Consider the following 24,423-nt stretch of genomic DNA (forward strand, 5'->3'; position numbering starts at 1 on the left):
GGCTCAGGCCTTCCGTTCGGCCAGGATGGAGCCCTCGGGCAGCACGGAAATCCGCGCGCCGGGGCCGACGATGAACGTGCTCTCGTTTTCCTCGAACACCGCGGGGCCTTCGAGGGTGCTGCCGGTCGGCAGCGCGTATCGGTCATAGACCGGCGTGTCGAACACCCCGCCCTGGTCGGCGAAATGCACCGCACGCCGGCCCTTCAGGGCCTCGGCGCCCGCTGCGCCCTTCAGCAGCAGCTTGTCACCCGCACCGGGCATCGGGGCCAGCAGCGACAGCCGAAGCGTGACCATCTGCGCCCGCGCGCCGGGCGGTGTGCGGCCGAACAGCACCTTGTAGGCGGCCTCGAAACCCGCCAGCACGCCCGCCTCGGTCAACTCACCCGGCAGGGCCACCGTGATCTCGGAACCCTGGCCCTGGTAGCGCATATCCGCCAGCCAACGGACCGAGGCGCGCGACAAATCGGCCCCGGTATCGGCGACGATCGCGCGGGCCTCGGCCTCCAGCCCCGCGAAGATGCCGCCGATCTTCGCCCAATCCACCTGCTTCAGCGGCACGGTGTAGGACGCCGTGCGGTCCACCCGGGCCGGGGCCATCAGCATGCCGATGGTCGAACCCACCCCCGCCCCCGGCGGGCACACCACCCGATCGATGCCGAGCTTGCCGGCGACGTTCCAGGCATGGACCGGCGCCGCACCGCCCGTGGCCAGCAGCGCGTAATCCTGCGGCACGCGGCCGCGTTCGGCGATGGCCACGCGGGCCGCGCCGGCCATATTCTCGTTCACCACATCATGGATGCCGTGGGCACCGCGCGCGGCATCAAGGCCCAGCTGCACCGCCAGGCCCGCCAGCGCCCCTTCGGCCGCGCCCGCATCGATGGTCATCGCCCCGCCCAGGAAGAAATCGGGGTTGAGGTAGCCGAGCGCGAGGTCGCTGTCGGTCACGGTGGGCTCGGTGCCGCCGCGCCCGTAGCAGACGGGACCGGGCTGCGCGCCCGCGCTTTCGGGCCCGACATGCAGCGTGCCGAGTTCCGACTTCCGGGCGATGGAACCGCCACCCGCGCCGATCTCGATCAGCTCGACGGTTGCGATCTGCACCGGCAGGCCGGAACCGCGCAGGAAGCGCTTGGCGCGGGCGGCCTCGAAGCCCCAGGCCACCAGCGGCTCTCCGTCATCCACCAGCGCCAGCTTGGCGGTGGTGCCGCCCATGTCGAAGGCGAGAACGCGGTCGAGCCCGGCGTGCCGGCCGAACCACGCACCGGCCAAGGCACCCGCCGCCGGCCCGCTTTCCAGCAACTGCACGGGCGCGCGCTTCGCCTCGCTGACATGCGTCAGCCCGCCATTGGACAGCATCATGAACATGCGGCCCGGGATGCCGACCTCGGCCATCGCGGCCTCCATGCGGTCGAGATAGGTCTCGGCGATGGGGCGGACATAGGCATTGGCGACGGTCGTCACCATGCGCGGGTATTCCCGCACCTCGGGCGCGATGTCGCAGGAAAGGGACAGAGACAGCTGCGGGAAGCGCGCGGCGATGGCCTCGGCCGCCAGGCGCTCATGCACCGGGTTGGCGTAGGAATGCAGGAAGCAGATGCCCAGGCTGGTCACGCCCTGGTCGACCAGGGACTGCACCTCGCCCAGCATCGCCGGCACGTCCAGCGGCTTTTCGATGGACCCGTCAGGCGCCAGGCGCTCCAGCGCCTCGGCCCGCCAGGGGCGCGGCACCAGGGGTGCCGGCATCTCAAGGAACAGGTCGTACAGCTCGTATTTCCGCTCCCGCGCGATCTCCAGCACGTCGGCGAAGCCCGCGGTGGTGAGGAAGCCGGTGGGCGCACCCTTGCGCTCGATCAGCGCGTTGGTGAACAGGGTGGTGGCATGCACCACGCGCCCGATGCGCGAGGGCGCCACGCCCGCCTTCTTCAGCAGCCCCGCGACACCCGTCATGGCGCCGCGCGCCGGGTCGTCGGGCGTCGTGCTCTCCTTCCAGATCACGGCGCGGCCGTCGGAATGGTCCAGCAGCACTAGGTCGGTGAAGGTGCCGCCGATGTCGATGCCCAGGGATAGTTGGTTGCTCATGGGTGGTCCCGTTCAGTCGCCGCGGATGTTCGCGGCTCGGATCACGCCGCGCCATTTCTGGCGGTCGGCACGGATGCGGTTCTCGAAGGCGGCGCCGTATTCCGGTAGGGGCTCCAGCCCCCGGCGCAGCAGCGCCTCTCGGGTCGCGGGTTCGGACACGATGGCGGCGAACATCTGGCCCAGCCCCTCGCGCACGGCGGGCGGCAGGCCGGCCGGCCCGCCCAGGCCGAACCAGTTGTTGATCTCCATCTGCGGAAACCGCGCGGCGATGGGCGTGGCGCCCGGCAGCATGGAGGTTTCGGTGGCGGAGGTGACACCCAGCGCCTTCAGCCGCCCGTCGGCCACCTGGCTCGCGATCTCGGCCACATTGGCGACCATGATGTCCACCCGCCCGGCCGAGACGTCGAGCGTGGCCGGCGCGCCGCCGCGATAGGGAATATGGGTCATCTCCACCCCCGTGATCTGCGCGAACAGCGCGGCACCCAGGTGGTTGGTGGAGCCGTTGCCCGAGGATGCGTAGGTCGCCGCCCCGCGCTTTTCGCGTGCATAGGCGATCAGCCCGTCCAGGTCGCTGAACGGCGCGTCGGGGCGCGCGACCATGGCCATGGGCGTGCCGGCCAGGGCCGCGACGGGCACGATCTCCTTGTCGAGGTCGAGGGGCACGGGCACGCCCGGGATCTCGGGCAGCACCGACATCATGCCCATGATCGCGCTGCACAGGGTGGTGCCGTCGGGCGTGGCGCGCGCGGCACCCTGGGCCGCCAGGAAGCCATAGGCGCCGGAGCGGACCTCGGGGATGATCTGCACCGAACGGATGCGGCTCGCGGCCTCGGCCACGATGCGGACCAGCACATCCACCGCCCCGCCGGGCGGATAGCCGATCAGGATGCGGATGGGCTGGGCGGGCTGCCATTGCGCCCAGGCGTCGGGGGCCAATGCGGGGGTCGCGACGCCGGCGCCGCCCAGGGCGAGCGCGGCACGGCGGCTGATGGGATGATGCGCTTCGGTCATGTCTCACCCTTTTCGGCTTCGGCCATGCGAAGCGGCGGCACATCCCCAATGGCCGCGTTGGACCGCGCCCTTGTGGCGGATACTCGCCCCCGGCCCTTGTCCCGTCCAACGAGATGCTCTCATGCTGTCATTCCCATTCGGAATGAAGTTGGATGTCCGCCCGCCGGCAACTGCCGCCCGCCCAGATGCTGCAGGCCTTCGAGGCCGCGGCGCGGCACCTGTCCGTCACCCGCGCGGCGGAGGAGCTGGCGCTGACCCAATCCGCCGTCAGCCGGCAGATCGCGGGGTTGGAGGCGCTGCTGGACCTGCGGCTGTTCCAGCGCCAGCGGCAGCGCCTGGCGCTGACCCCGGCGGGCGCGGCCTATGCCCCCGTGGTGCGCGCCACCCTGGCCCGGCTGCGCGCCGCGACGGAGGAACTGCTGGCCCATCGGGGCACCGGCGGCACGCTGAACCTGTCCGTGCCGCCCAGCTTCGCCGCGCGCTGGCTGATGCCGCGCATGCCCCGTTTCCTGGCGCGGCACCCGGGGGTGATGGTGAACACCCGCAACTTCACCACCAGCCTGACGCCGCTGGATTTCGCGGCCGAGGATGTGGACGTGGCGATCTGGCTCGCGGGCGCCGAGGCGGAGGCCCCGGGCGTGACCCGGCACCGGATGATGGCGGAGGAACGGCTGGTGGTCTGCGCACCCGCCCTGGCGGCGGGGCTGCGCCGCCCCGCCGATCTGGCCGGGCACACGCTGCTGCAACTCAGCATGCGGCCGCGCGCCTGGCCGGAATGGCTGGCCGCGGCCGGCGTCAGCGGGGTGGACGGACGGCGCGGCCCCCAGCACCACCACATGGCCGTGCTGGCGGAGGCGGCGGCGGCGGGGCTCGGCGTCGCGCTATTGCCGCGCTGGATGCTGGAGGCGGAGCTGGCGAGCGGCCGCCTGGCCGCCCCGCTGGACCGGCCCTTCGCCAGCGAGGAGCACTATGTGCTGGGCTACCCCGAGGGCAACGAGGCCAAGCCGGCGCTCCGGGTTTTCCGGGATTGGCTGCTGGGTGAACTGCGAATGTCGGACGCACAGGATTAGCCGCAAAGGCCGCATCACGGCCCGCCCTTCCCGCCGCGCGGATGAGCGCGCGCGGGCCCCTTGGCGGGCCTCTGCCGACAAGGCCGCCATCGGCAACTGAAACCTCCCGCGGCGTGGCCGGTTCTACAGGCAAGACGCCGAACGGGAGGACACCATGGCGGACGAATACGAGCTGCTTCAGCAGCGCATTCGCGAGAAGGCCCATGAGCTGTGGCAGGCGGCCGGTTCGCCCGCCGGCCAGGACCAGCAATTCTGGTACGCGGCCAAGCGCGAGATCGACAAGGAAGAGAGCAAGACCGACAAGGAGGTCGCCGGCAGCTTCCCCGCCAGCGACCCGCCTTCATCCTCGGTCGTGACGGGCGCGACGGGCGAACACCCCTCGGTCAAGCAAGACGAGCAGTAGCGATCCCGCGCCAGTCGCCCTGGCTCGCGGACCAATGAAGCACTTCCGTGTCTTCGCGGCCGGTGGCGACCAGCTCTCGGGCCAGGCGAAGGGCCAGGGCTGCTCCCTGTTCCTCATGCGCTGCACGCTCCTCGGTTGACCAGCGCCCGGCCACCGAGGGGTCGGCATCCTCGTCGAAGCGGTTCTGCCAGCGCTCGAAATCCCGCGACAGGTTCCAGGAGATGCCGAGGCGGTGCGCCCGCACCGGCTGGTCCCCGACGCGCAGCGGCTCGCCCTCATACTCGGCCCTGATACGCAGCGTGGCGGCCGGCAGGCACGGCCCGCGCGGCCAGGGTTGCGGCTCCATGGACCAGCATCCGGGCGCGTGTTCCTGCAGGCGGCGCAGCAGGTCGCGGCCGGCCTGCTCCATGCGCCCTGCCCCATCAGGCGCCAGATAGCGCGCGCGCCAGGGGTCATCGGGGTCGGCCAGGTCATGGAACAGTAAAATCCACGCATCGGCCGCGCGGTCGTCCTCGATGCGCATGTGCCGGTGCAGTTCCGCGCCCGGGATGGGCTCACGGCTGGCGCTGTCGAAGAAGGCGCCCTGTTCCCAGGAGGGCGAGAGCAGGAAGCGGGCCTGCGGCATCATTCCGCCCGGCAGCCGTCCAGGGACCAGAAGGCGGTGGGAAAGCCGCGCTGCTCGCCCAGCCCCGGCAGCAGCCCGTAATGCATGACCCGCCCGAAGCCCGGCAGCAGCAGATGCGCCGGGGCGGGCCTGCCGGAATGCGGCGCCTCGGTCAGGATCGTCAGGTCCGCCGCGATCGGCAGCAGATGCAGCTGCGCGACCAGATCCGCCTCGATGGGCATGTCCTGGATGCCGTCCTCGGCGGTGGCGGGGCCCGGCGGCTCCACCGGCAGGATGGTGATGGTGCCGTAGCCCTGGGCCTGCGCGAAGCGGAACCAGCGTTCCGCGTTCGGCAGGCGCAGGCGCAGCAGCAGGTCGGATTCGGCCGGTGTGCCGGGGCCGGCGCGCAGCAGGTCGGCCTCGATGTCGCCTGCCCGATAGCGCGCGCGCTCCGCCGGGCAGGCGGCCGCCGCCGTCTCCAGCGCGACCGAGGCCACGGCCAGCCGGTTGCCCTCCACGCGCAGTCCCACCCGCGCCTGGCCGCCACGGGGGCAGCACATCGCATCATCCGCACGGCCCAGCGGCACCAGGGCCCGCATCGCCGCGGGGTCGAAGCTGGCGCCCTGCCAGGGTGTCAGCCCGGCGGGCAGCCGCGCCGCGAGGGTGTCCTGCCAGCTGACCAGCTCCACTTCCCGCCACGGCGCGCGGCCGTCGCCGGCATACAGCATGTCCACCGAGCCCCGCCCGGTGCCGCCGCTGCGGCCGGGGATGTGGAGGAGATGCGCCTCACCGTCGCGCAGCAGCACCGGCGCGCCATAGGAGGAACCATCGAAAGCCCAGGTCAGCGGCTCCCAGCCGATGCCGCGCGGCCGCAGCACCACGATGCCGGCCCGCGTGCCGTCGCGCGGGGTGAAGCCGCGCTGGCGCTGCCACAACAGCCGAATGGTGCCGTCCTCGCTGGCCAGGCTGCCGAAGCCGTCGACCTGGCAGTTGCGCAGCACCGGCACGATGCAGGCCTCTTCCAGCGGCGGGCGCAGGCGCGCCTGGCCCCGGGGCCAGGCCCTTTGCATCGCGCGCTCGATGCGCAGCTGTTCAGCCAGGGTCTCGCGGTCGGGCCGCGCGGCCACCGTGGCCGGGCGCGGGGTCAGGGCCAGCAGCTGCGCCGCCCGATCCGGCGGCGCGGCCGGGGCCGCGACAGGCAGCAAGGCAAGAAGAAGCAGGAGGATGAAGGACGGCATGGCCATTCTGTGCTTTTGCCCGCAGGCTATCACAGAATGGCCGGAAGTTCATGTGTTCCGGCCGCAAGACCGGAACACAGAAGTTCAGTCGCGCTTGGTCACGCCCCAGAACACCGCCATCTCGTTCACGCTGCGCGCGACATTGCTGCGCCAGGCCGATTTCTGGAAGAACTGGCCGGCCGGGAAATACGGCACATCCTTCCAGCACTGGGTCTGGATCTCGGTGGCCAGGCGCTTCTGCTGGTCGGCGTCCGCACTCGCCAGCCACTGGTCGCGCAGGCCCTCCAGCGTCGGGCTGTCGCACCAGCCCACGGCGGCCTGCAACCCGTTGCCGCGGATCCAGAAATGCACCGCCGGGTCCAGCGTCTGCAGGCCGGGGGCCGAGTTCGGGCACAGCGTCCAGCCGCCCTGCTCGATGGGGTCGCGCTTCGTGCGGCGCTGAAGCACCGTCGCCCAGTCGGCGGTCTGGATGTCGACGTTCATGCCCAGGTCGCGCAGCAGCTGGGCCATGACTTCCGCCATGGCGGACAGGCTGGCGAGGTCCGCCGGCTGCAGCACCACCACCTTCTCGCCGTTATAGCCGGCGGCGCGGATGGCGGCCTTCGCGGCCTCGATGTTGCGCGGGCCGGTCAGCACCTCCATCCCCGCCTGGGTGGCGAAGGGGGTGTTGGGGCAGAAGACGCCCACGCGGCCGTTCCAGAGCGACTGGTCGGTGCCGGCCACCGAGGTCATCAGCGCGGCCTGGTCGATCACGCCCAGCACCGCCCGGCGCACGGCCGGGTTGTTGAAGGGCGCATGCAGGTGGTTGATGTAGAAGCAGCCCATGGTGCCCGACACATCGGCGTTGCCGATGGTGATGTCGCGGCGGCGGGCCAGCAGCGGCAGCAGGTCGGGCAGTGCCGCCTCCCACCAGTCGATCTCGCGGTTGATCAGGCCGGCCGAGGCGGCACCGCCATCCGGCATGGACAGCCACTCGACGCGATCCACCGCCACATGCTTGCCGCCGGCGGTCAGGCTCGGGGCCTCGTTGCGCGGCACATAGCCCGCGAACTTCTCGTAGATCGCCTTGGAACCCACCACGAAATCATCCGTGCGGAAACGGAACGGGCCCGAGCCCACATATTCCGTCAGCCGGTTGGCCGGGGTGTTGGCCATGCGCTCCGGCATGATGACCGGGGCCAGCACCGTGATCTTGGCGAGTGCCGCCGGCAGATGCGGGAAGGGCGTCTTGAGCTTGAACAGGATGGTGCGGTCGTCGGGCGCCGTCAGCTCATCGGTCAGCGCCATCAGCGTCCGGCCATAGGCGTCCATCTGCGCCCAGCGGCGCAGGGACGCCACGGCGTCGCGCCCGCGCACCGGCTCATTGTCATGGAAGCGCAGGCCCTCGCGCAGCTTCAGGCGCCACACCTTGCCGTCGTTTTCCTGGGTGGCGCTTTCCAGCATCTGCAGCTGCGGCCGGAAATTCGCGTCCAGGCCGAACAGCGTGTCCCACACCATCAGCGCATGGGTGCGGGTCACCAGGTTCAGCGTGCCCAGCGGGTCCAGCACCGCGAGGTCGGATTGCGGCACATAGCGCAGCGGGCGCGCCTGGGCGGAGGCCAGCTGGGGGGCGGCGAAGGGGGCCACCGCGGCACCCTGGAGAACGGAACGACGAAGCATGATGCTTCCTTTCAGCAGCCCCACGCGCCGTTCGGCGTCTGCGGGGCATGGTATGCGTAAACTGCCGTGTGCCCGGGCTGGGTAGAACCTGCCGCCCGATCAGTCCAGCATGCGGGAGGCCGGAACCACCTTCCCGCCCCCGGCCTCGACCGTGCGGCGCACCGCCTGCGCGATCTGCACGGCCCCCGGCGTGTCGCTGTGCACCAGGATCGACTTCGCATCGAACTTGATGATCTTGCCGGACATGGCGGTGATCGTGCTGTCATGCATGAACTGGGACACGCGCTGCACCACCACCTCCTCATCGGTGATCACCGAGTTCGGGATGGCGCGGTTCACCAGGTTGCCGTCATCGTCATAGGCACGGTCGGCGAAAATCAGGCCAATGGTGCGCAGGCCGAGTGACTTGGCGAAGGCGGCCTTGTTGCCGTTCGGCATGGCGCGGATGATCAGATCTTTATCGAAGGCCGCGAAGACCTCCATCATCCGCTCGTTATAGGCGGGGTTCTTGCGGCTCATCGCGTCCATCGCGCCGTGGCCGCCGGCATGCACCACCCGCACGCCCTGCGCCTTCGCGATCGCGTAGAGCGCGCCCAGCTGATACAGCGCGTGCTTCGCCAGCTCCCGCGGGTCGATGTCCATCGCCACCCGGCCGAAGCCCAGCTTGTCCGGCAGGCCGACATGGGCGCCGACATCCACGCCATGCGCCTTCGCCATCTCGACCGTGCGGGTCATGATGGCGGCATCACCCGCGTGATAGCCGCAGGCGACATTGGCCGAGGAGATCAGCGGCATCAGCGCCTCGTCCTCGCCGCTTTTCCACCTGCCGAAGCCCTCGCCCAGGTCGGAGTTCAGGTCGATCATCATGGCGGGGGCTCCTGCGCTGTCGCGGCCAGCATGTCACGCAGGCTTTGGGTTGAGTAGCCGTTGCCCCCGTGACATGCTGCGGCGCATCAGGCCGGACGCCACGCGCGCCCGGCCGGCGGCGACCCGCCGCCCGGGGCCACAGGCCCCCGCCCCAAGGGGCCCATCATGTCCAACTCCGAGGGAGGTCCGCATGACCAACCTGTCCATGCTTCGCGTGCTGTTACCCGCCCTGCTGCTTGCCTCCTGCGCCACGCCCGGCACCCGCGTCTCGGAGGAAGCCAGGCGACGCATCGTGGGAATGGAGGCCAACAGCTTCATGGCCTGCGCCGGCATCCCGCAACGCTCCCGCACGCTCAGCGACGGCAGCGAGATCATGTCCTATGAGCAGACCAACGCCTCGACCGGCGGGGTCAATCTCAGCGCGCCCTTCGTGGGCGGGGTGGGGTTCCGGATCGGCGCCAGCGGCAGCTATTGCCACACGGTGGTGCGCGTGCGGCAGAACCGCGTGATCAGCCTGAACTACACCGGCGACAATGACGACGTGGCGGGGCAGAACGGCGTGTGCGCGCCGCAGGTGCGCGGCTGCCTGCGCTGGCTGGAGGAACAGGACCAGCTGGCCGCTAGCCCTCCCGCTTCAGCGGCGCCAGCAGGCGGAACGTCAGGAACGTCGCCGCGCTGATCAGCACCGCCACGTCATAGACACCGAGCCCGCAGGCCACCCCCACCGCGCCCGTGGCCCACAGGCTGGCCGCCGTGGCGGTGCCCGAGACGGAAGTGCCGTGCTTGATGATGGCCCCGCCCCCGATGAAGCCCACGCCGGTGATCACGCCCTCGATGATGCGGGCCGCCGCGTCGGGGTGGCCCTCGCTCATGTTCTGCGACGCCTCGACGAAGCCGCAGGCCGCGATGGCCACCAGCGGAAAGGTGCGCAGGCCCGCGCTGCGCTCCGCCTGCTCGCGGTCCCAGCCGATGGGGATGGCCAGCAGATAGGCGATGCCGATCGGGATCAGGTGTGGGGCGAGGGAAAAGGTGTCGATCAACGCGCGGCGCTCCTGTCGGGCTGTCTGCCCACCGCCATCAACCCCGCCGGAAGCGCAACGTTGCCGCGGGAGGGCGAACGATCCGCACCCAACCCCGCCAAGCCCGCGATATGCCGCCATCAGCCGGGACATAACCGCATGGGGGGTAGAGGCGTTCTTCATGCAGCGGCACATATCGCCGTGAAAGGAGGACCAACCATGATGAACGCTACGCAGATCAAGGATCACATGAAGATCGTCGGTTCCTGCGGGAACCCGGTCGGCACCGTGGACCATGTCGAGGGCGACAAGCTGAAGCTGACCCGCGACAGCGACCCGCATGGCCAGGGCCACCACCACACCCTGCCGCTCTCAAGCGTGAAGGCGGTCGAGAACGGGCAGGTGGTGCTGTCGATGAACTCGGGCGAGGCCAAGCGCACGCTCAGCGCGCAGCAGCGCCACTGAGGAAGGGGGGCGGGCCGGCGCGGCCGGTCACGCCCCCTTCCCTTCCTGTTGGGGCCGCACGCCCAGGATGCGCGCCACCGCCAGGCTCAGTTCCGGCCGGTTGAGCGTGTAGAGATGGAACTCATCCACCCCATTCGCCCGCAGCACCCGCACCTGTTCGGCCGCCACCGTGGCCGCCACCAGCTGATGCGTCTCCGGGTCGTTCTCCAGCCCCTCGAACATCCGCGCCAGCCAGGCGGGCACGGACGCGCCGCACATGGCCGAGAAACGGCTGAGGCTGGTGAAATTCGCGATCGGCATGATGCCAGGAACGATCGGCGCGCGGATGCCCGCCGCGTGGCAGCGGTCCAGGAAGCGCAGGATCGTGTCGGTGTCGAAGCAGTATTGGGTGATCGCGCGCGTCGCCCCGGCATCGATCTTCCGCTTCAGGAAATCCAGGTCCGCCTCGGCCGACAGCGCGACCGGATGCCCCTCCGGATAGGCGCCGACGCTGATGTCGAAATCACCCACCCGGCGCAGGCCGCGCACCATGTCCTCGGCCTGGGCATAGCCGCCCGGATGCGGCTCATAGCGGGCGGAGCCGGCCGGCGGGTCTCCGCGAAGGGCCACGATGTGGCGCACCCCGGCCTGCCAGTACGCCCGTGCGACCTCGTCCACCTCCTCACGCGTTCCCCCCACGCAGGTCAGGTGGGCCGCGGGCGTCAGCGAGGTTTCGCGCGCCAGCCGCGCCACCGTGTCATGCGTGCGGGCGCGGGTGGACCCGCCCGCGCCATAGGTGACGGAGACGAAGCGCGGCCCGAGCGGCGCCAGCCGCCTGATGCAGGCCCACAGATCGGCCTCCAGCTTCTCGCTCTTGGGCGGGAAGAACTCGAAGGAGAGTTTCGGCGCCGGCTGGGCGGCGGGCGAGGGCAGCATCGCCACGCGCGGCGTGTCCAGCCAGCGGGCCAGGGTGGATTGCATCATGCTCATCGGGACGTCTCCGCGTGATGGGGCGCGGCCGCGGGCGGGCGGCCGCGCCGTGTCGCCTCAGGCCGGGACCAGGGCGCGGACCTTCCGCGCGGCCTCGACCATGTTCACCAGCGCCGCCTCGGTTTCCGGCCATTTCCGGGTCTTGAGGCCGCAATCGGGGTTCACCCACAGCTGCTCGGGCGCCAGCCTGCCGCGCGCGGCCTCCAGCAGCTCGGTCATCTCCTCCACCGCCGGCACGCGCGGGGAATGGATGTCATAGACGCCCGGGCCGATCTCCGCCGGATAGCGGTAGTCGGCGAAGGCGCCCAGCAGCTCCATCTTGGAACGCGCGGTCTCGATGGAGATCACATCGGCATCCATGTCGCCGATGGCGGCGATGATGTCGTTGAACTCCGAGTAGCACATGTGGGTGTGGATCTGGGTGCGGTCCGCCACGGCCGAGGCCGTGAGGCGGAAGCTCTCCACCGCCCAGCGCAGGTATTCCGCCCAGTCGCCCCGGCGCAGCGGCAGCCCCTCACGCAGTGCCGCCTCGTCGATCTGGATGATGCGGGCGCCGGCGGCCTCCAGGTCGGCCACCTCGTCGCGGATGGCCAGCGCGATCTGCCGGCAGGCCAGCGAACGCGGCACGTCGTCGCGCACGAAGGACCAGTTGAGGATGGTGACCGGCCCCGTCAGCATGCCCTTCATCGGCCGGGTGGTCACGCTCTGGGCATACTGCCACCAGGCGACGGTCATGGGGCTGGGGCGGGACACGTCGCCGAACAGGATGGGCGGGCGCACGCAGCGCGAGCCATAGGACTGCACCCAGCCCGCCTTGCTGAACACGAAGCCCGACAGCTGCTCGCCGAAATACTGCACCATGTCGTTGCGCTCGAACTCGCCATGGACCAGCACGTCCAGGCCGATATCCTCCTGCCACTTCACGGTGCGGGCGGTCTCGGCCCGCAGGAAGGCCTGGTAGTCGGCATCGGTCAGCGTGCCCTTGGCATGGGCGGCGCGCGCCTTCCGCACCTGCTCGGTCTGCGGGAAGGAGCCGATGGTGGTGGTCGGGAAGGCCGGCAGGCCGAGGGATTCCACCTGCACCCGGCGGCGCTCCGGGAAGGGCGACTGGCGGCGCGCCATGGCATCGCTCACCTGGGCCAGCCTCTCGCCCACCGCGGCGTCATGGATCTTGGGGGAGGTGCGGCGCGCCCGGGCGGCGGCGCTGGAGGCCGCGAGGCGGTCGCCGACCGCGGCGCGCCCCTCGTTCAGGGCGCGGGCCAGGGTGGCCAGCTCCTCGATCTTCTGCACGGCGAAGGCCAGCCAGCTCTTCACCTCGGGGTCGATCGCGGTTTCGAGCGCGAGGTCGATCGGCGTGTGCAGCAGCGAGCAGGAGGGCGCGAGGATGATCTGGCGGCCCGACTTCACCACCGGCTCCAGCCGGTCGAGGATGGCTTCCAGATCGGCGCGCCACACGTTGCGCCCGTCGATCACGCCGAGCGACAGCACCAGCCCCGCCGGGGCCTTCGCGGCCAGCGCCAGCTGTTCCGGCGCGCGCACCAGGTCGAGGTGAAGCCCGGCCACCGGCAGCGCCAGCGCGGTTTCCAGATTGTCGCCCAGCGCACCGAAATAGGTGGTCAGCATCAGCTTCACGGCGGGTGCGGCCTGGGCCAGCGCGGCATAGGCCTCGGCCAGCAGGGCGCGGTCCTCATCGGCCAGGTCAAGCACCAGGCAGGGCTCGTCCATCTGCACCCATTCGGCGCCCGCGGCGGCCAGGCGGTTCAGCACCTCGGCATAGACGGGCAGCAGGGCGCGCAGCAGCGCGGCCCGGTCGGCCTCGCCCTTGCCGAGCTTGAGGAAGGTGACGGGCCCGACAAGCACGGGGCGGGTCGCGATGCCCTGGGCCTTGGCCTCCAGATACTCGTCGATCACCTTGGTGGAGGAGAGCGCGAAGGCCTGGCCGGGCGCGAATTCGGGCACCAGGTAGTGGTAGTTCGTGTCGAACCACTTGGTCATCTCGGAAGCCGGGACATCGACGGCCTTGTGCGTGCAGCCGGCGCCGCATTCCTCATGCGCGCCGCCCTGGGCACCGCGCGCCATGGCGAAATAGGTGTCGAGGTCGACGGGCCCGCCCTTCCAGCCATAGAGCGCCGGCACGGCGCCCACCATGGCACTGGTGTCCAGCACCTGGTCGTAGAAGGAGAAGTCGTTGCTGGGCACGATGTCGGCGCCCAGCGCCTTCTGGCGGGCCCAGGTGGCGGCGCGCAGGCCGGCGGCGGTGGCCAGCAGCTCACCCCGGCCGGACTTGCCGGACCAGTAGCTTTCGAGCGCGGTCTTCAGCTCGCGGCGCGGGCCGATGCGGGGGAAGCCCAGAGTGGCAACGGTTACGGTCATGACCTCACCTGATGTGTTGCGACGAGGACAGCCGGGCGCGCGCCCGCGCGGCGCTGGCGCCCGCGGGTCCGACGCGACCTGACCGGGCACCCCGCCGGAGGACGTTATCTGTCGAGGCAGGTCTCCTGGCTCCCGGGTCATCGCCTTGATCCGCCTTCCCGGCGCCTGTCGGCGCCAGTGGCATTCCGGATCCCGGCTCGCCGGTCACAGTTGCGGGGGCAGCTCCGGCATCGCACCGGCATTCCCTCTTAGCCCCCGCGCCGTGCGGGCACGGGCGGGGGAACCTTGACCCTGGCTGTGTCGCAGAGATCCGCGCGGACGTCAAATCACATAATGATATTTTTATATGCTGAAATGCAGATTCAGTTGTTGCGATACCGGACAGCAGCGGCGCCGGAACCGCCGCACCATCCCCCGCTGCACGGCCCGAGGGCGGTCCAACCCGCCAGGGCGCGGTCTCTCGGCAGAAATTCATGGTTTTCAGGCCCTGCGGCACGGATCGGGAGCGTGCGGGCGCAAGGACTCGCTTCAAGGCGGCGCCCGGCGCGGCTAGATGAAGGGCCCGCTCCCGAGAGCGATGCCTCAACGACGCAGAGTGCCCATGAACCAGGTCGTCACGCCCCGAATCCAGACCGCCATCCACGCGGCGATAGCCCTGTCCATGGGCCTGGTCTTCCTCAGTGACCTGATACTGCCGCTGAATATCGCGACCTGGGTCTTCTACCTGTTCCCGATGGCGCTGGCCTATCTGGTCTGGCAGCCTAGCGTGCCGCTGGTCCTGGCGGCGCTGACCATGGCGGCCACCACCGCCGGCTGGTTCATGAGCCCGCCCGGCGGCGACCCGTTCGTGGTCGCGATCAACCGCGGCTTCGGCGTCCTCACGGCCTGGACCATCGGGGTGTCCGGCTATTTCTTCGTGCGCAGCAAGCTGGTGATGCGCCGGCAGAACTGGCTGCAGGACGGCCAGGTGATGCTGGCGCGCCGCATGTCCGGCGACCAGAAGCTGGATGAGCTGGCCCACAACATCCTGGCCTTCCTGTCGGACCGGCTGGGCGCCCAGGCCGCCGCCATCTTCGTGCGCCGCAACGCGGGCTTCCTGCGCAGCGCCACCTTCGGCGTGCCCGACCCCGCCGCCCTGCCCGAACGCGCCGACATCGAAGGCGGCCTGTTGGCCGAGGCCATCCGCGAGCGCCGCAGCTTCGTGCTGGAGAATGTGCCGGGCGACCACATGCGGATCGGCACCGGGCTCGGCCAGTCCCAGCCCTCACGGCTGCTGATCGCCCCGCTGTTCCTCGACGAGGAAGTGATCGGCGTGGTCGAGCTGGGCTTCCTCGGCGCCATCCACCCGGATGCCGAGGCCTTCCTGACCCAGATCTCCCGCGCGACGGGCCTGGCCCTGCGCTCCGCCAAGTACCGCGCCCGCCTGCAGGACCTGCTGGAGGAAACCCGCAAGCAGGCCGATGAGCTGCAGCAGCAGACCGAGGAGCTGAAGGTCTCCAACGAGGAGCTGGAGCAGCAGGGCCGCTCGCTCAAGGAATCCCAGATCGAGCTGGAGCGCCAGCAGTCCGAGCTGGAGCAGACCAATGTCCAGCTGGAGGAGCAGACCCGCCAGCTGGAGGTCCAGAAGGACGATCTGGAACACGCGCAGGCCGCCCTGCGCGCCCAGGCGCGGGACCTGGAGCAGGCCAGCCGCTACAAATCCGAATTCGTCGCCAACATGTCGCATGAGCTGCGCACGCCGCTGAACTCCCTGCTCATCCTGGCGCGCCTGCTGTCCGACAACCGCGGCGGCAACCTGACGGAGGAGCAGATCAAGTATGCCCGCACCATCGAGGGCTCGGGCAACGACCTGCTGCTGCTGATCAACGACATCCTCGATATCTCCAAGATCGAGGCCGGCAAGCTGGAACTGCAGCCGAGCCGCGAGCGCATCGCCCCCACGATCGAGAAGCTGGCCGCCACCTTCCGCGCGCTGGCCGCCGAGAAGGGCATCGCGATGCGGACCGAGATCGCGGCCGATGCGCCGGTCGAGATCGACACCGACATCCAGCGCCTGGAACAGGTGCTGAAGAACTTCCTCTCCAACGCGGTGAAGTTCACGGAACGCGGCGAGGTGCGGCTCGCCGTCTCCCGCCGGCCGAAGGGGCAGCTGGCCTTCACCGTGCGCGACACCGGCATCGGCATCCCGGCCGACCAGCAGCAGGTCATCTTCGAGGCCTTCCGCCAGGCCGACGGCACGATCAACCGCCGCTTCGGCGGCACCGGCCTCGGCCTGTCCATCTCGCGTGAGCTGGCGCGGCTGCTGGGCGGGCATATCGAGGTCGAGAGCGTGCCCGGCCAGGGCAGCGCCTTCACGCTCTGCGTGCCGGAGATCTTCGACCCCAGCCAGGTGCCGGCACGCGACGGCGGCGCCACCCGCCCCGCGCCCGCCATGCTGATCGACGAGCCGCGCCCCGCGCCCCGCCGCGGCGCCGCGCCGCAGGCTGCCGAGACGCTTCTGGCCCGCCCCGCCGCCTTCACCGATGACCGAGACCGCCTGGACGGCAGCCGCCGCGTGATCCTGGTGGTGGAGGACGACCCCGCCTTCTCCCGCATCCTGTACGACCTGGCGCAGGAGCGCGGCTTCCATTGCGTGGTCGAGGGCACGGCCGATGGCGGCGTGGCCTCCGCCCGCCAGTTCCTGCCCCATGCCGTGATCCTGGACATGGGCCTGCCCGACCACACCGGCCTTTCGGTGCTGGAGCGCATGAAGCGCGACACCCGCACGCGGCACATCCCGGTGCATGTCGTCTCGGTCAGCGACTATACCCAGGCCGCCATGTCGCTGGGCGCCGTGGGCTACATGCTGAAGCCCGTGAAGCGCGAGCAGCTGATCCAGGCGCTGGAGAGCATGGACAAGCGCCTGGGCGGGGACATCCGCCGCATCCTGATCGTCGAGGACAACGCGACCCAGCTGGAAAGCCTGAAGTCGCTGCTGTCCTCGGACGGGGTGGAGGCGATCGGCGCCGCCAGCGCGGCCGAATGCGTGACCGCCCTGCGGCGCTATACCTTCGACTGCCTGGTGCTGGACCTCAGCCTGCCCGATGCCTCGGGCTTCGAGGTGCTGGAACAGCTGCACGCGGATGAGGATGCGGGCTTCCCGCCCGTCATCGTCTATACCGGCCGCGACCTGACGGTGGAGGAGGAGATGCGGCTGCGCCGCCACTCGCGCTCCATCATCATCAAGGGCGCCAAGTCCCCGGAACGGCTGCTGGATGAGGTGACGCTGTTCCTGCACAAGGTCGTCTCCGACCTGCCGGACCAGACCCAGCGCATGCTGGCCCGCTCCATGAACCGGGACGCCACCATCGAGGGCCGCCACATCCTGGTGGTCGAGGATGACGTGCGCAACGTCTTCGCGCTGACCAGCATCTTCGAGCCGCACGGCGCCACCGTGACGATCGCCCGCAACGGGCTGGAGGCGCTGAGTGCCCTGGAACGCGCCCAGCAGGGCGAAACCGCGCCGGTGGACATCGTGCTGATGGACGTGATGATGCCCGAGATGGACGGGCTGACCGCCGCGCGGGAGATCCGCAAGCGCCCGGAATGGAAGAACCTGCCGGTCATCTCGCTCACGGCCAAGGCCCGGCCCGAGGACCAGGAGCAATGCCTGGCCGCGGGCGCCAATGACTACCTCGCCAAGCCGCTGGATGTGGACAAGCTGCTCTCCCTGGTGCGCGTGTGGATGCCGCGATGAGGGTCTGGACCTCTCCGCGGCAAACCGAGGAACTGGAGGCAGCGCTTTTCCTGGAGGCCCTGTTCCAGCGCTATCACTATGATTTCCGCGGCTATTCCCGGGTTTCCGTGCTGCGGCGGCTGGAGGAGGCGAAGCGCCGCTTCGAGTGCCGCAGCCTGTCCCTGCTGCAGGACCGCCTGCTGCATGACCCCGCCATCCTGCCAGAGCTGATCGACATGCTGACCATCCAGGTCAGTGAGATGTTCCGCGACCCCGACTATTTCCGCATCCTGCGCGAACAGGTGATCCCGCACCTGCGCACCTACCCCTCGCTGAAGGTCTGGGTGTGCGGCTGCGCGAACGGGGAGGAGCTTTATTCCCTCGCGATCCTGTTCCGCGAGGAAGGCCTTGAATCCCGCACCATTTTCTATGCAACCGATATCAATCCGGCAGCGTTGCGTAAGGCCGAGGCCGGAATCTACGAATTGGACCGTATTGCTCTGTTTACCGAGAACCATCGCCGCTCGGGCGGCAGGTCGTCGCTGTCGGAATATTACACGACCGGCTACGGCGCGGCCGTGTTCGACCGCACGCTGCGGGCGCGCACCGTGTTTTCGGACCACAGCCTGGTGTCGGATGAAGTGTTCTCCGAGGTCCATCTCATCTCCTGCCGCAACGTGCTGATCTATTTCGACCGGGAATTGCAGGACCGGGCGCTGGGCCTGTTCGCCGGCGCGCTGGTGCCGGGCGGCTTCCTCGGCCTCGGCGGGCAGGAAACGGTGCGCTTCTCGACAGAATCGGCCGCCTTCACGGAATTTGCCGGGAATGAGCGGATCTATCGCCGCGCCAGGGCGCTGCCCGCGCCCCGAGGGAACGGCCATGCACAATGACAGCTCGGGCGAGGTAAAGTTCCTCCTGGTCGATGACCTGGAGGAGAACCTGTTCGCGCTGGAGGCGCTGCTGAAGCGCGAGGGGCTGGCGCTGTATCGCGCCCGCTCCGGGCCGGAGGCGCTGGAACTGCTGCTGGTGCACGATTTCGCGCTGGCGCTGCTGGACGTGCAGATGGACGGCATGGACGGCTTCGAGCTGGCGGAGCTGATGCGCGGCACCGAGCGCACCCGCCGCGTGCCCATCATCTTCCTGACCGCGGTGGCGACCGATGAGCGCCGCCACTTCCGTGGCTATGAGACCGGCGCCGTCGATTTCCTGTTCAAGCCGCTGAACCCGCAGATGCTGACCAGCAAGGCCGGCGTCTTCTTCGACCTGGCCCGGCAGCGCCAGGAACTGGCACGCCAGCGCGACGACCTGCGCGCCGGCGCCGCCAAGCTGGCCCGGGCGCTGGAACGCATCGAGGCGCATGCCGACAACTCCCCCCTGGCCGTGGTGGGGTTCGACCAGGATTTCCGCATCGTCGAATGGTCATTGAGCGCGGAGCGGCTGTTCGGCTGGACGCGCGCGGACATGCTGGGCCAGCGCGCCGCGGAAGCGGGCTGGGCACGCGGCGAGGCCGCCGCCGCCTTCGCGGAGCTGGAGGCCGAGCTGCATGCCGGCGGGCGGACCGTCCGCAACATCAGGCTCAGCCGCCAGGACGGCACCATGCTGGACACCGAATGGTACAGCTCGGTGCTTCAGGGCCCGGGCGGGCGCCTCGATTCAGCCCATGCCCAGATCCTGGACGTGACGGAACGCCGCCGCGCCGAAGCCACGCAGCGGCTTCTGCTGGGTGAGCTGAACCACCGCGTGAAGAACAACCTGGCCACGGTGCAGGCCATCGCGAACCAGACCCTGCGTTCCTCCCCGGACCTGGACGCCTTCGCGCAGGATTTCTCGGGCCGGCTGCAGGCCCTGGCGAAATCGCATTCCCTGCTGAGCGACGCGACCTGGAGCGGGGCGATGCTGCACGACCTGCTCGACCACCAGCTGCGCCTCGGCACCATCGACGACAGCCAGCTTGAGGTCTCGGGCCCCGAGGTGCGGCTGCCGCCCCAGACCGCCCTGCATCTGGGCCTGGTGCTGCATGAGCTGACGACCAACGCCAACAAGTACGGCGCGCTGTCCAGCCGCAGCGGCGTGCTCAACGTCCATTGGCAGGTTGCCGATCAAGGGCTGGAAGTGCGCTGGATCGAACGCGGCGGGCCTGCCGTCTCCCAGCCCTCACGCGCGGGTTTCGGCACCATGCTGATCGAGGAAAGCCTGCGCGCCGAAGGTGGCGAGGCGTGCTGCGAGTTCGGCGGCGAGGGCGTGACCTGGACGCTGCGCCTGCCGCTGGATGACGATGCGGGCATGGGCGCGGTCCGCACGGCCGTGGACCGCGCGGCACCGATGTCGCTGCGCATGCACGACATCTGAGCCCGCCTATTCGGCCCTGACCCAGACGCTGACGCTGCCGCCGGGCACGCGCACGGTCAGCCTGCCCTGCTCATCTGCCGTGATCTGTTCCTGGCAATGGCCCAGGAAATCCCGGAAGGCGGCTCCCGCATGATCGGGGCCCAGCTCCACCATCTTCGTCGCTTCCTCCCGGTTGGTCAGGATGACGACGCAGCCTGGTGCCTCCGCGGTGCCGTGGCGGATGAAGGCCAGCACATGCGGGTCGTCGAACAGGTCGGTCTGCGGGCCGTGGGCGAAGCGCTGCCGGGCCTGGATCAGCCCGGGCAGCGCGCCGATGGCCGGCAGCTCGACCTCATGCTCCTGCCCGTCGCCGCCCGCGTCGCTGTACCGCGCGCCCATCAGGTCCGGGTAGAAGATGCAGGGCACGCCCTGCTCCCGCAGCAGGATCAGCGCATAGGCCAGCGGCTTGAACCAGGGCTCGACCGGCGCCTCCATTGCCTGCAGGGGCTGGGTGTCGTGGTTGGCCACGATGGTGACGGCATGCGCCGGCTCCGCTGCCACCAGCGTGCCATCGAAGATGGTGCGCAGGTCGTAGTCGCCTCCAGCCTTCGAGGCATCGTGGAAGCGGTGATGCAGCGCCACGTCGAACAGCGACAGCTGGCGGTCGGTGCGTTCCAGATAGGTGCGGTTGGCCTCCATGTCCGGCTGCCAGAACTCCGCGACCACGAACAGCTCGGGGCTCACGGCCTCACGCATATGGCCCACCCAGTCGCGGAAGAACCAGGCCGGGATGTGCTTGGCGGCATCCAGGCGGAAGCCGTCGAGGGGAAGCTGCTCGGCCATCCAGCGGCCCCAGAACTTCAGTTCCTCATAGACGGCGTTGTTCCGCATCTCGATGTTGGCGCCCATGAGGTAGTCGAAATTGCCGTTCTCCAGATCCACCTCGGCGTTCCACTCGCCGTCGCCGTACTCATTGACCAGCTTGAACACGCCGTCCTCGCCGGGGTCCTCGATACGGTCCACGCCGCTGAAGCAGCGGGCATCCCAGATGAACTTCGAGTGTTTCCCTGCCCGCGCGGGGAAGGTGAACTTCGTATAGGCGCTGGCCTCGAAGGCCTCCTCCTCGATCTCGGTGCGGTTGTCGGGGTTGGCGCGGCGCACCCGGACGCGCTCCGTCTCGTCGGCGCCCATCTTGTGGTTGAACACCACGTCGAACAGCACGCGCACACCGGCATCGCGCAGCGCCCGGGCGGCCTCGCCCAGCTCCTGCCGGGTGCCGTACTTGGTGGCGACGCTGCCCTTCTGGTCGAACTCGCCCAGGTCGAACAGGTCATAGGCGTCATAGCCGACGGAGTTCGCGCCCGAGGCCCCCTTGCCCGCCGGCGGCAGCCAGACATCGGTGATGCCGCTCTCGGCCAGCCATGCCGCCTTGTCGCGGACCTCCCGCCACAGGCTGCCGCCCGTGGGCGTGTACCAATGGAAGTACTGGATCAGCGTGCGAGGCGGCATCTCGGCTCCGAGGGTTTGGGGGCGATCGGATAACCGCTGCGGCACTGCCGGGTTGCCGGGCCAGATTGTCGAAAACCCCGAGCCGCCCTACCAAGGCAGGGCCGGTGGAAAACCACCGTGCGCTTGACCGCCTGCCGGCTGAACCGGCAGCCCAGACGGAGCGTTCCATGCCCCATATCGTCGTCGTCGACCCCATCCATCCCGACGGCATCCAGCGCCTGCTCGACGCCCCCGGCGTCACTGTCGACCATCCGGGCAATGCCGCGAGCAGCGACCTCGCCGCCCGGCTGAAGGATGCCGAGGGGCTGATCGTGCGCGGCACCGTGGTGGATGAGGCACTGATCGCCCAGGCCCCGAAGCTGAAGGTCGTGGTGCGGCATGGCGTGGGCTATGACCTGGTGGACGTGCCCGCCCTGACGAAGCGCGGCATCGCGCTGATGATCACGCCCGAGGCCAATGCGGCTTCCGTCGCGGAACACGCGCTGATGCTGATGCTGTCCATCGCGCGGCGGGTGCTGCCGGTGGATGCCGGGGTGCGCCGTGGCGAATGGCGGGTGAAGGGCCAGTCCCAGACCTTCGAGCTCGGCGGCCGCCGCGTGCTGATCCTGGGCTTCGGGCGCATCGGCACCCGCGTGGCGCGGCTGTGCGCGGCCTTCGGCATGAAGGTGGGCGTGCATGACCCCTTCATGCCCGCCGGCACCATTCGCGGCGCGGGCTATGAGGTGGTCAAGGACCGTGACGAGGGGCTGGCCGCCGCCGATATCGTGACGCTGCACCTGCCGGCCAGCGACGCGACGCGCGGCATGGTGAACGCCGCCTTCCTGGCCGCGATGAAGCCCGGCGCGGTGCTGATCAACACCGCCCGCGGCACGCTGGTGGACGAAGCCGCGCTGGATGCGGCCCTGCGCTCCGGCCATCTGTCTGGCGCGGGTGTGGATGTGCTGAAGGTGGAGCCGATGGTGGAAGTCGGCCCGCTGCTGGCCCATGACAGCCTGGTCATCACGCCCCATGTCGCGGCCAGCACCGCCGAAGGGCTGCAGCGCATGAGCTGGGATTCGGCAGGGAATGCGATGGGGTATCTGGCAGGCGAGTACGACATCGACGCGGTGGTGAACCGCGAGGTGGTGAGGTGAGGTCAGGGGCTTTGCCCCTGAGCCCCCATTGAGGGGCGCCGCCCCTCAAACTCCCCGCCAGGAGATAATATCTCCTGGACCTGATGATAGTTTGGCGCCCTACCTTTGCAGGCGGGGCGCCAATTTCATGATAATAATCAAGATGTAGCATCCACTCCCCGGGGGGGAGGTCCGCTACGGTCCTGGCGGATTCCAAGGGCAGAGTCCCTGGTGGGGGTGTCGGGGGCAACGCCCCTGACAACACCCCCCTTGCGCAAGTTCTGTATACATGGATTCATGCACCCATGAGATGGGACAGCAGCGCCACCGACCGCCCGCCCTCCGGCGTTACCGCCGCCGAGATGGTGTTCCGCCGCCTGTTGCACGCCATCATCAGCGGTGAGCTGGCCGACGACACGCTGGAGACCGAGGAGCGCCTCGCGGCGCGTTATGACGTCAGCCGCACGCCCCTGCGCGACGCCATCCGCCGGCTGGAGCAGCTGCGCCTGCTGCAGCGCGAACCCAAGGGCCTGCGCATCCCCGCCCTCTCCATGGGTGAGATGCACGAGCTGTCCGCCACGCGAGAGGTGCTGGAAGGGCTGCTCGCCGCCTCCGCCGCGCGGCGGGTGGCCTCGGGCCAGGCCAGCGCCGCCCGGCTGAAGGAAATCCATGCCCGCCACCAGCGCGTGCAGGCGCTGGGCGATGCGGAGCTGACGCTTTCCGTGGGGCTCGACTTCCACGAGGAACTGCGCCGCCTGGCCGCCAACCATTCCGCCGCCGCCTGCCATGAGCAGGTGATGCTGGGCTTCGAGCGCTATCGCCAGCTCGCCAGCCGCGTGCCCGACCGCCCGGGCCACATCGCCGAGGAACACTCGGAGATCCTGGACGCCATCGCCGCGGGGGATGCCCCCGCCGCCGAAACCGCCATGCGGCGCCACATCGCCGCTGGCCGCGAACTCTACCTGTCCGTGCTCTCGGGCACGCTGAAACCATAAGAAAAACGCCAGTCACGCGGCTGATCCCGCCAAGAGGACAAGCCCACCATGTTCCGTCGTCTGCTACCCGCCGCCATCGCGGCGTTCCTCTCCTGCGGCGCATATGCTCAGGAGTTCCCGACCAAGCCCGTGCGCATCGTGGTGCCCTTGGCGCCCGGTGGATCGGGTGACGTCCTTGCCCGCATCGTGGGTGAGCATCTGGGCACCCGCTGGGGCCAGCCCGTGGTGGTCGAGAACCGCCCCGGCGCCGGCGGCAACATCGGCGCGGAGTATGTCGCGCGCTCGCCGGGCGATGGCTACACGCTGCTGCTCGGCACGCTGGGCATCCATGCCGCCAGCGCCATCTATCCGCGCCTGAACTATGACCCCGCGCGGGAGCTGGCCCCGGTGACGGTGCTGGGCGAGCTGCCCAACGTGATCGTCGTGAACCCCCAGGTGCCGGCGCAGAACCTGAGGGAGCTGGTGGCGCTGGCGCGCGCCCGCCCCGGCGGGCTCAGCTTCGGTTCCGCCGGCAATGGCAGCTCCACCCACATGGCGGGTGAGCTGTTCCTGCTGACCGCCGGCGTGCAGATCGCCCATGTGCCCTATCGCGGCAGCGGCCCGGCGCTGAACGACCTGGTCGCCGGCAACATCCAGCTGATGTTCGAGAACCTGCCCACCATTCCGCCGCTGGCCCAGGCGGGCTCCGTGCGGCCGCTGGCGGTCACTTCCGCCACGCGCTCGCCCGCCATGCCCGATGTGCCGACGGTCGGGGAAGCGGGCGTGCCCGGCTATGTCGCCACCGCCTGGCTGGCACTCGCCGCCCCCGCCAGCGTGCCCGCGCCGCTGCTGGAACGCATCAACGCCGACACCCGCGCCGTGCTGGCCGACCCTGCCGTGGTCCAGCGCCTGGCCGGGCTCGGCATTACCCCCGTGGGCGGCACCGTCGCCGAATCCCGCGCCTTCTTCGCCTCGGAAACCGAGAAGTGGAACCGCGTGATCCAGGCCGCCGGCATCCGGCTGAACTGAGG

At 70.0% G+C, this 24,423-nt stretch carries 20 protein-coding genes and 1 riboswitch; of the genes, 10 read left to right on the top strand and 10 right to left on the bottom strand.

All coding sequences use genetic code 11. From position 1 onward, the window contains the following. Window positions 1-3: 3 nt before the first annotated feature. Window positions 4-2,076 (bottom strand): hydantoinase/oxoprolinase family protein, encoded by a 2,073-nt coding sequence (locus EOD42_RS16170; RefSeq protein ID WP_127788587.1) that lies wholly within the window; start codon window positions 2,074-2,076, stop codon window positions 4-6. Window positions 2,077-2,088: 12 nt separating this feature from the next. Then, a complete protein-coding gene (locus EOD42_RS16175) occupies window positions 2,089-3,087 on the bottom strand; it encodes a Bug family tripartite tricarboxylate transporter substrate binding protein (protein ID WP_127788588.1) in 999 nt (332 codons plus the stop codon). 152 nt (window positions 3,088-3,239) lie between these two features. Here EOD42_RS16175 and EOD42_RS16180 point away from each other — a divergent pair, with 152 nt between their 5' ends. After that, complete coding sequence (locus tag EOD42_RS16180) at window positions 3,240-4,157, top strand: LysR substrate-binding domain-containing protein (RefSeq protein ID WP_127788589.1); 918 nt, start codon at window positions 3,240-3,242, stop codon at window positions 4,155-4,157. Between the two features lie 154 nt (window positions 4,158-4,311). Beyond that, on the top strand, window positions 4,312-4,560 hold the full coding sequence (locus EOD42_RS16185) for a DUF2934 domain-containing protein (protein WP_127788590.1): 249 nt from the start codon (window positions 4,312-4,314) through the stop codon (window positions 4,558-4,560). Here EOD42_RS16185 and EOD42_RS16190 read toward each other — a convergent pair. From EOD42_RS16190 to EOD42_RS16205, 4 genes are all read right to left on the bottom strand, one after another. Continuing rightward, a complete protein-coding gene (locus EOD42_RS16190; protein ID WP_127788591.1) occupies window positions 4,541-5,188 on the bottom strand; it encodes a hypothetical protein in 648 nt (215 codons plus the stop codon). The two genes, EOD42_RS16185 and EOD42_RS16190, sit on opposite strands and share 20 nt — an antisense overlap. Then, the gene (locus EOD42_RS16195) at window positions 5,185-6,408 is read right to left on the bottom strand and encodes a hypothetical protein (RefSeq protein WP_127788592.1); all 1,224 of its coding nucleotides are present in this window, start codon (window positions 6,406-6,408) and stop codon (window positions 5,185-5,187) included. The genes EOD42_RS16190 and EOD42_RS16195 overlap by 4 nt, the downstream gene beginning before the upstream one ends. Before the next feature lie 78 nt (window positions 6,409-6,486). Continuing rightward, window positions 6,487-8,061: an ABC transporter substrate-binding protein gene (locus EOD42_RS16200; protein ID WP_127788593.1), complete on the bottom strand. Its 1,575-nt coding sequence runs from the start codon at window positions 8,059-8,061 to the stop codon at window positions 6,487-6,489. A gap of 99 nt (window positions 8,062-8,160) precedes the next feature. Continuing rightward, window positions 8,161-8,928, bottom strand: coding sequence for a LamB/YcsF family protein (locus EOD42_RS16205; RefSeq protein ID WP_127788594.1), 768 nt, complete (start codon window positions 8,926-8,928; stop codon window positions 8,161-8,163). A gap of 190 nt (window positions 8,929-9,118) precedes the next feature. Between EOD42_RS16205 and EOD42_RS16210 the strand changes: the two genes are divergently transcribed. Then, window positions 9,119-9,607 (top strand): hypothetical protein, encoded by a 489-nt coding sequence (locus tag EOD42_RS16210; RefSeq protein ID WP_127788595.1) that lies wholly within the window; start codon window positions 9,119-9,121, stop codon window positions 9,605-9,607. Here EOD42_RS16210 and EOD42_RS16215 read toward each other — a convergent pair. After that, window positions 9,549-9,968, bottom strand: coding sequence for an MgtC/SapB family protein (locus EOD42_RS16215; RefSeq protein ID WP_206020376.1), 420 nt, complete (start codon window positions 9,966-9,968; stop codon window positions 9,549-9,551). The two genes, EOD42_RS16210 and EOD42_RS16215, sit on opposite strands and share 59 nt — an antisense overlap. Before the next feature lie 198 nt (window positions 9,969-10,166). Between EOD42_RS16215 and EOD42_RS16220 the strand changes: the two genes are divergently transcribed. Continuing rightward, the gene (locus EOD42_RS16220) at window positions 10,167-10,412 is read left to right on the top strand and encodes a DUF2171 domain-containing protein (RefSeq protein WP_127788597.1); all 246 of its coding nucleotides are present in this window, start codon (window positions 10,167-10,169) and stop codon (window positions 10,410-10,412) included. A gap of 27 nt (window positions 10,413-10,439) precedes the next feature. On the opposite strand, the gene metF is transcribed toward EOD42_RS16220, so the two are convergent. After that, window positions 10,440-11,372 carry a methylenetetrahydrofolate reductase [NAD(P)H] gene (gene metF / locus EOD42_RS16225; protein WP_127788694.1) on the bottom strand — a complete coding sequence of 311 codons (933 nt, stop codon included), beginning with the start codon at window positions 11,370-11,372 and terminating at the stop codon, window positions 10,440-10,442. Between the two features lie 66 nt (window positions 11,373-11,438). After that, window positions 11,439-13,754, bottom strand: coding sequence for a 5-methyltetrahydropteroyltriglutamate--homocysteine S-methyltransferase (metE, locus tag EOD42_RS16230; RefSeq protein WP_127788598.1), 2,316 nt, complete (start codon window positions 13,752-13,754; stop codon window positions 11,439-11,441). A gap of 98 nt (window positions 13,755-13,852) precedes the next feature. Beyond that, window positions 13,853-14,057: riboswitch (cobalamin riboswitch) on the bottom strand. A gap of 298 nt (window positions 14,058-14,355) precedes the next feature. On the opposite strand from metE, the gene EOD42_RS16235 reads away from it, so the two are divergent. The 3 genes from EOD42_RS16235 to EOD42_RS16245 are packed head-to-tail and all read left to right on the top strand — an operon-like array spanning window position 14,356 to window position 19,818. Continuing rightward, window positions 14,356-17,490: a response regulator gene (locus tag EOD42_RS16235; protein ID WP_127788599.1), complete on the top strand. Its 3,135-nt coding sequence runs from the start codon at window positions 14,356-14,358 to the stop codon at window positions 17,488-17,490. Further along, window positions 17,487-18,359, top strand: coding sequence for a CheR family methyltransferase (locus EOD42_RS16240; RefSeq protein WP_127788600.1), 873 nt, complete (start codon window positions 17,487-17,489; stop codon window positions 18,357-18,359). The genes EOD42_RS16235 and EOD42_RS16240 overlap by 4 nt, the downstream gene beginning before the upstream one ends. Beyond that, on the top strand, window positions 18,295-19,818 hold the full coding sequence (locus EOD42_RS16245) for a sensor histidine kinase (RefSeq protein WP_206020377.1): 1,524 nt from the start codon (window positions 18,295-18,297) through the stop codon (window positions 19,816-19,818). Before EOD42_RS16240 ends, EOD42_RS16245 begins: the two co-directional genes overlap by 65 nt. Before the next feature lie 6 nt (window positions 19,819-19,824). On the opposite strand, the gene amyA is transcribed toward EOD42_RS16245, so the two are convergent. After that, window positions 19,825-21,306 carry an alpha-amylase gene (gene amyA / locus EOD42_RS16250; RefSeq protein ID WP_127788602.1) on the bottom strand — a complete coding sequence of 494 codons (1,482 nt, stop codon included), beginning with the start codon at window positions 21,304-21,306 and terminating at the stop codon, window positions 19,825-19,827. 167 nt (window positions 21,307-21,473) lie between these two features. Here amyA and EOD42_RS16255 point away from each other — a divergent pair, with 167 nt between their 5' ends. From EOD42_RS16255 to EOD42_RS16265, 3 genes are all read left to right on the top strand, one after another. Further along, complete coding sequence (locus tag EOD42_RS16255; protein ID WP_164867973.1) at window positions 21,474-22,439, top strand: hydroxyacid dehydrogenase; 966 nt, start codon at window positions 21,474-21,476, stop codon at window positions 22,437-22,439. A gap of 284 nt (window positions 22,440-22,723) precedes the next feature. Further along, window positions 22,724-23,413 carry a GntR family transcriptional regulator gene (locus EOD42_RS16260; protein ID WP_127788604.1) on the top strand — a complete coding sequence of 230 codons (690 nt, stop codon included), beginning with the start codon at window positions 22,724-22,726 and terminating at the stop codon, window positions 23,411-23,413. Between the two features lie 48 nt (window positions 23,414-23,461). Beyond that, window positions 23,462-24,421, top strand: coding sequence for a Bug family tripartite tricarboxylate transporter substrate binding protein (locus EOD42_RS16265; RefSeq protein WP_127788605.1), 960 nt, complete (start codon window positions 23,462-23,464; stop codon window positions 24,419-24,421). Window positions 24,422-24,423: the final 2 nt, after the last annotated feature.

It is taken from the genome of Rhodovarius crocodyli (assembly GCF_004005855.1).
Classification (GTDB): domain Bacteria; phylum Pseudomonadota; class Alphaproteobacteria; order Acetobacterales; family Acetobacteraceae; genus Rhodovarius; species Rhodovarius crocodyli.

What these genes read in the sequence shown, in the direction of transcription:
- EOD42_RS16180 (WP_127788589.1), top strand. Translation starts at nt 3,240, where the DNA reads ATGTCCGCCCGCCGGCAACTGCCGCCCGCCCAGATGCTGCAGGCCTTC.
- EOD42_RS16200 (WP_127788593.1), bottom strand. Translation starts at nt 8,061, where the DNA reads ATGCTTCGTCGTTCCGTTCTCCAGGGTGCCGCGGTGGCCCCCTTCGCC.
- EOD42_RS16260 (WP_127788604.1), top strand. Translation starts at nt 22,724, where the DNA reads ATGAGATGGGACAGCAGCGCCACCGACCGCCCGCCCTCCGGCGTTACC.
- EOD42_RS16255 (WP_164867973.1), top strand. Translation starts at nt 21,474, where the DNA reads ATGCCCCATATCGTCGTCGTCGACCCCATCCATCCCGACGGCATCCAG.
- EOD42_RS16265 (WP_127788605.1), top strand. Translation starts at nt 23,462, where the DNA reads ATGTTCCGTCGTCTGCTACCCGCCGCCATCGCGGCGTTCCTCTCCTGC.
- metF (WP_127788694.1), bottom strand. Translation starts at nt 11,372, where the DNA reads ATGCAATCCACCCTGGCCCGCTGGCTGGACACGCCGCGCGTGGCGATG.
- EOD42_RS16235 (WP_127788599.1), top strand. Translation starts at nt 14,356, where the DNA reads ATGAACCAGGTCGTCACGCCCCGAATCCAGACCGCCATCCACGCGGCG.
- metE (WP_127788598.1), bottom strand. Translation starts at nt 13,754, where the DNA reads ATGACCGTAACCGTTGCCACTCTGGGCTTCCCCCGCATCGGCCCGCGC.
- EOD42_RS16195 (WP_127788592.1), bottom strand. Translation starts at nt 6,408, where the DNA reads ATGGCCATGCCGTCCTTCATCCTCCTGCTTCTTCTTGCCTTGCTGCCT.
- EOD42_RS16245 (WP_206020377.1), top strand. Translation starts at nt 18,295, where the DNA reads ATGAGCGGATCTATCGCCGCGCCAGGGCGCTGCCCGCGCCCCGAGGGA.
- EOD42_RS16205 (WP_127788594.1), bottom strand. Translation starts at nt 8,928, where the DNA reads ATGATGATCGACCTGAACTCCGACCTGGGCGAGGGCTTCGGCAGGTGG.
- EOD42_RS16185 (WP_127788590.1), top strand. Translation starts at nt 4,312, where the DNA reads ATGGCGGACGAATACGAGCTGCTTCAGCAGCGCATTCGCGAGAAGGCC.
- EOD42_RS16170 (WP_127788587.1), bottom strand. Translation starts at nt 2,076, where the DNA reads ATGAGCAACCAACTATCCCTGGGCATCGACATCGGCGGCACCTTCACC.
- EOD42_RS16240 (WP_127788600.1), top strand. Translation starts at nt 17,487, where the DNA reads ATGAGGGTCTGGACCTCTCCGCGGCAAACCGAGGAACTGGAGGCAGCG.
- EOD42_RS16220 (WP_127788597.1), top strand. Translation starts at nt 10,167, where the DNA reads ATGATGAACGCTACGCAGATCAAGGATCACATGAAGATCGTCGGTTCC.
- EOD42_RS16190 (WP_127788591.1), bottom strand. Translation starts at nt 5,188, where the DNA reads ATGATGCCGCAGGCCCGCTTCCTGCTCTCGCCCTCCTGGGAACAGGGC.
- EOD42_RS16175 (WP_127788588.1), bottom strand. Translation starts at nt 3,087, where the DNA reads ATGACCGAAGCGCATCATCCCATCAGCCGCCGTGCCGCGCTCGCCCTG.
- amyA (WP_127788602.1), bottom strand. Translation starts at nt 21,306, where the DNA reads ATGCCGCCTCGCACGCTGATCCAGTACTTCCATTGGTACACGCCCACG.
- EOD42_RS16210 (WP_127788595.1), top strand. Translation starts at nt 9,119, where the DNA reads ATGACCAACCTGTCCATGCTTCGCGTGCTGTTACCCGCCCTGCTGCTT.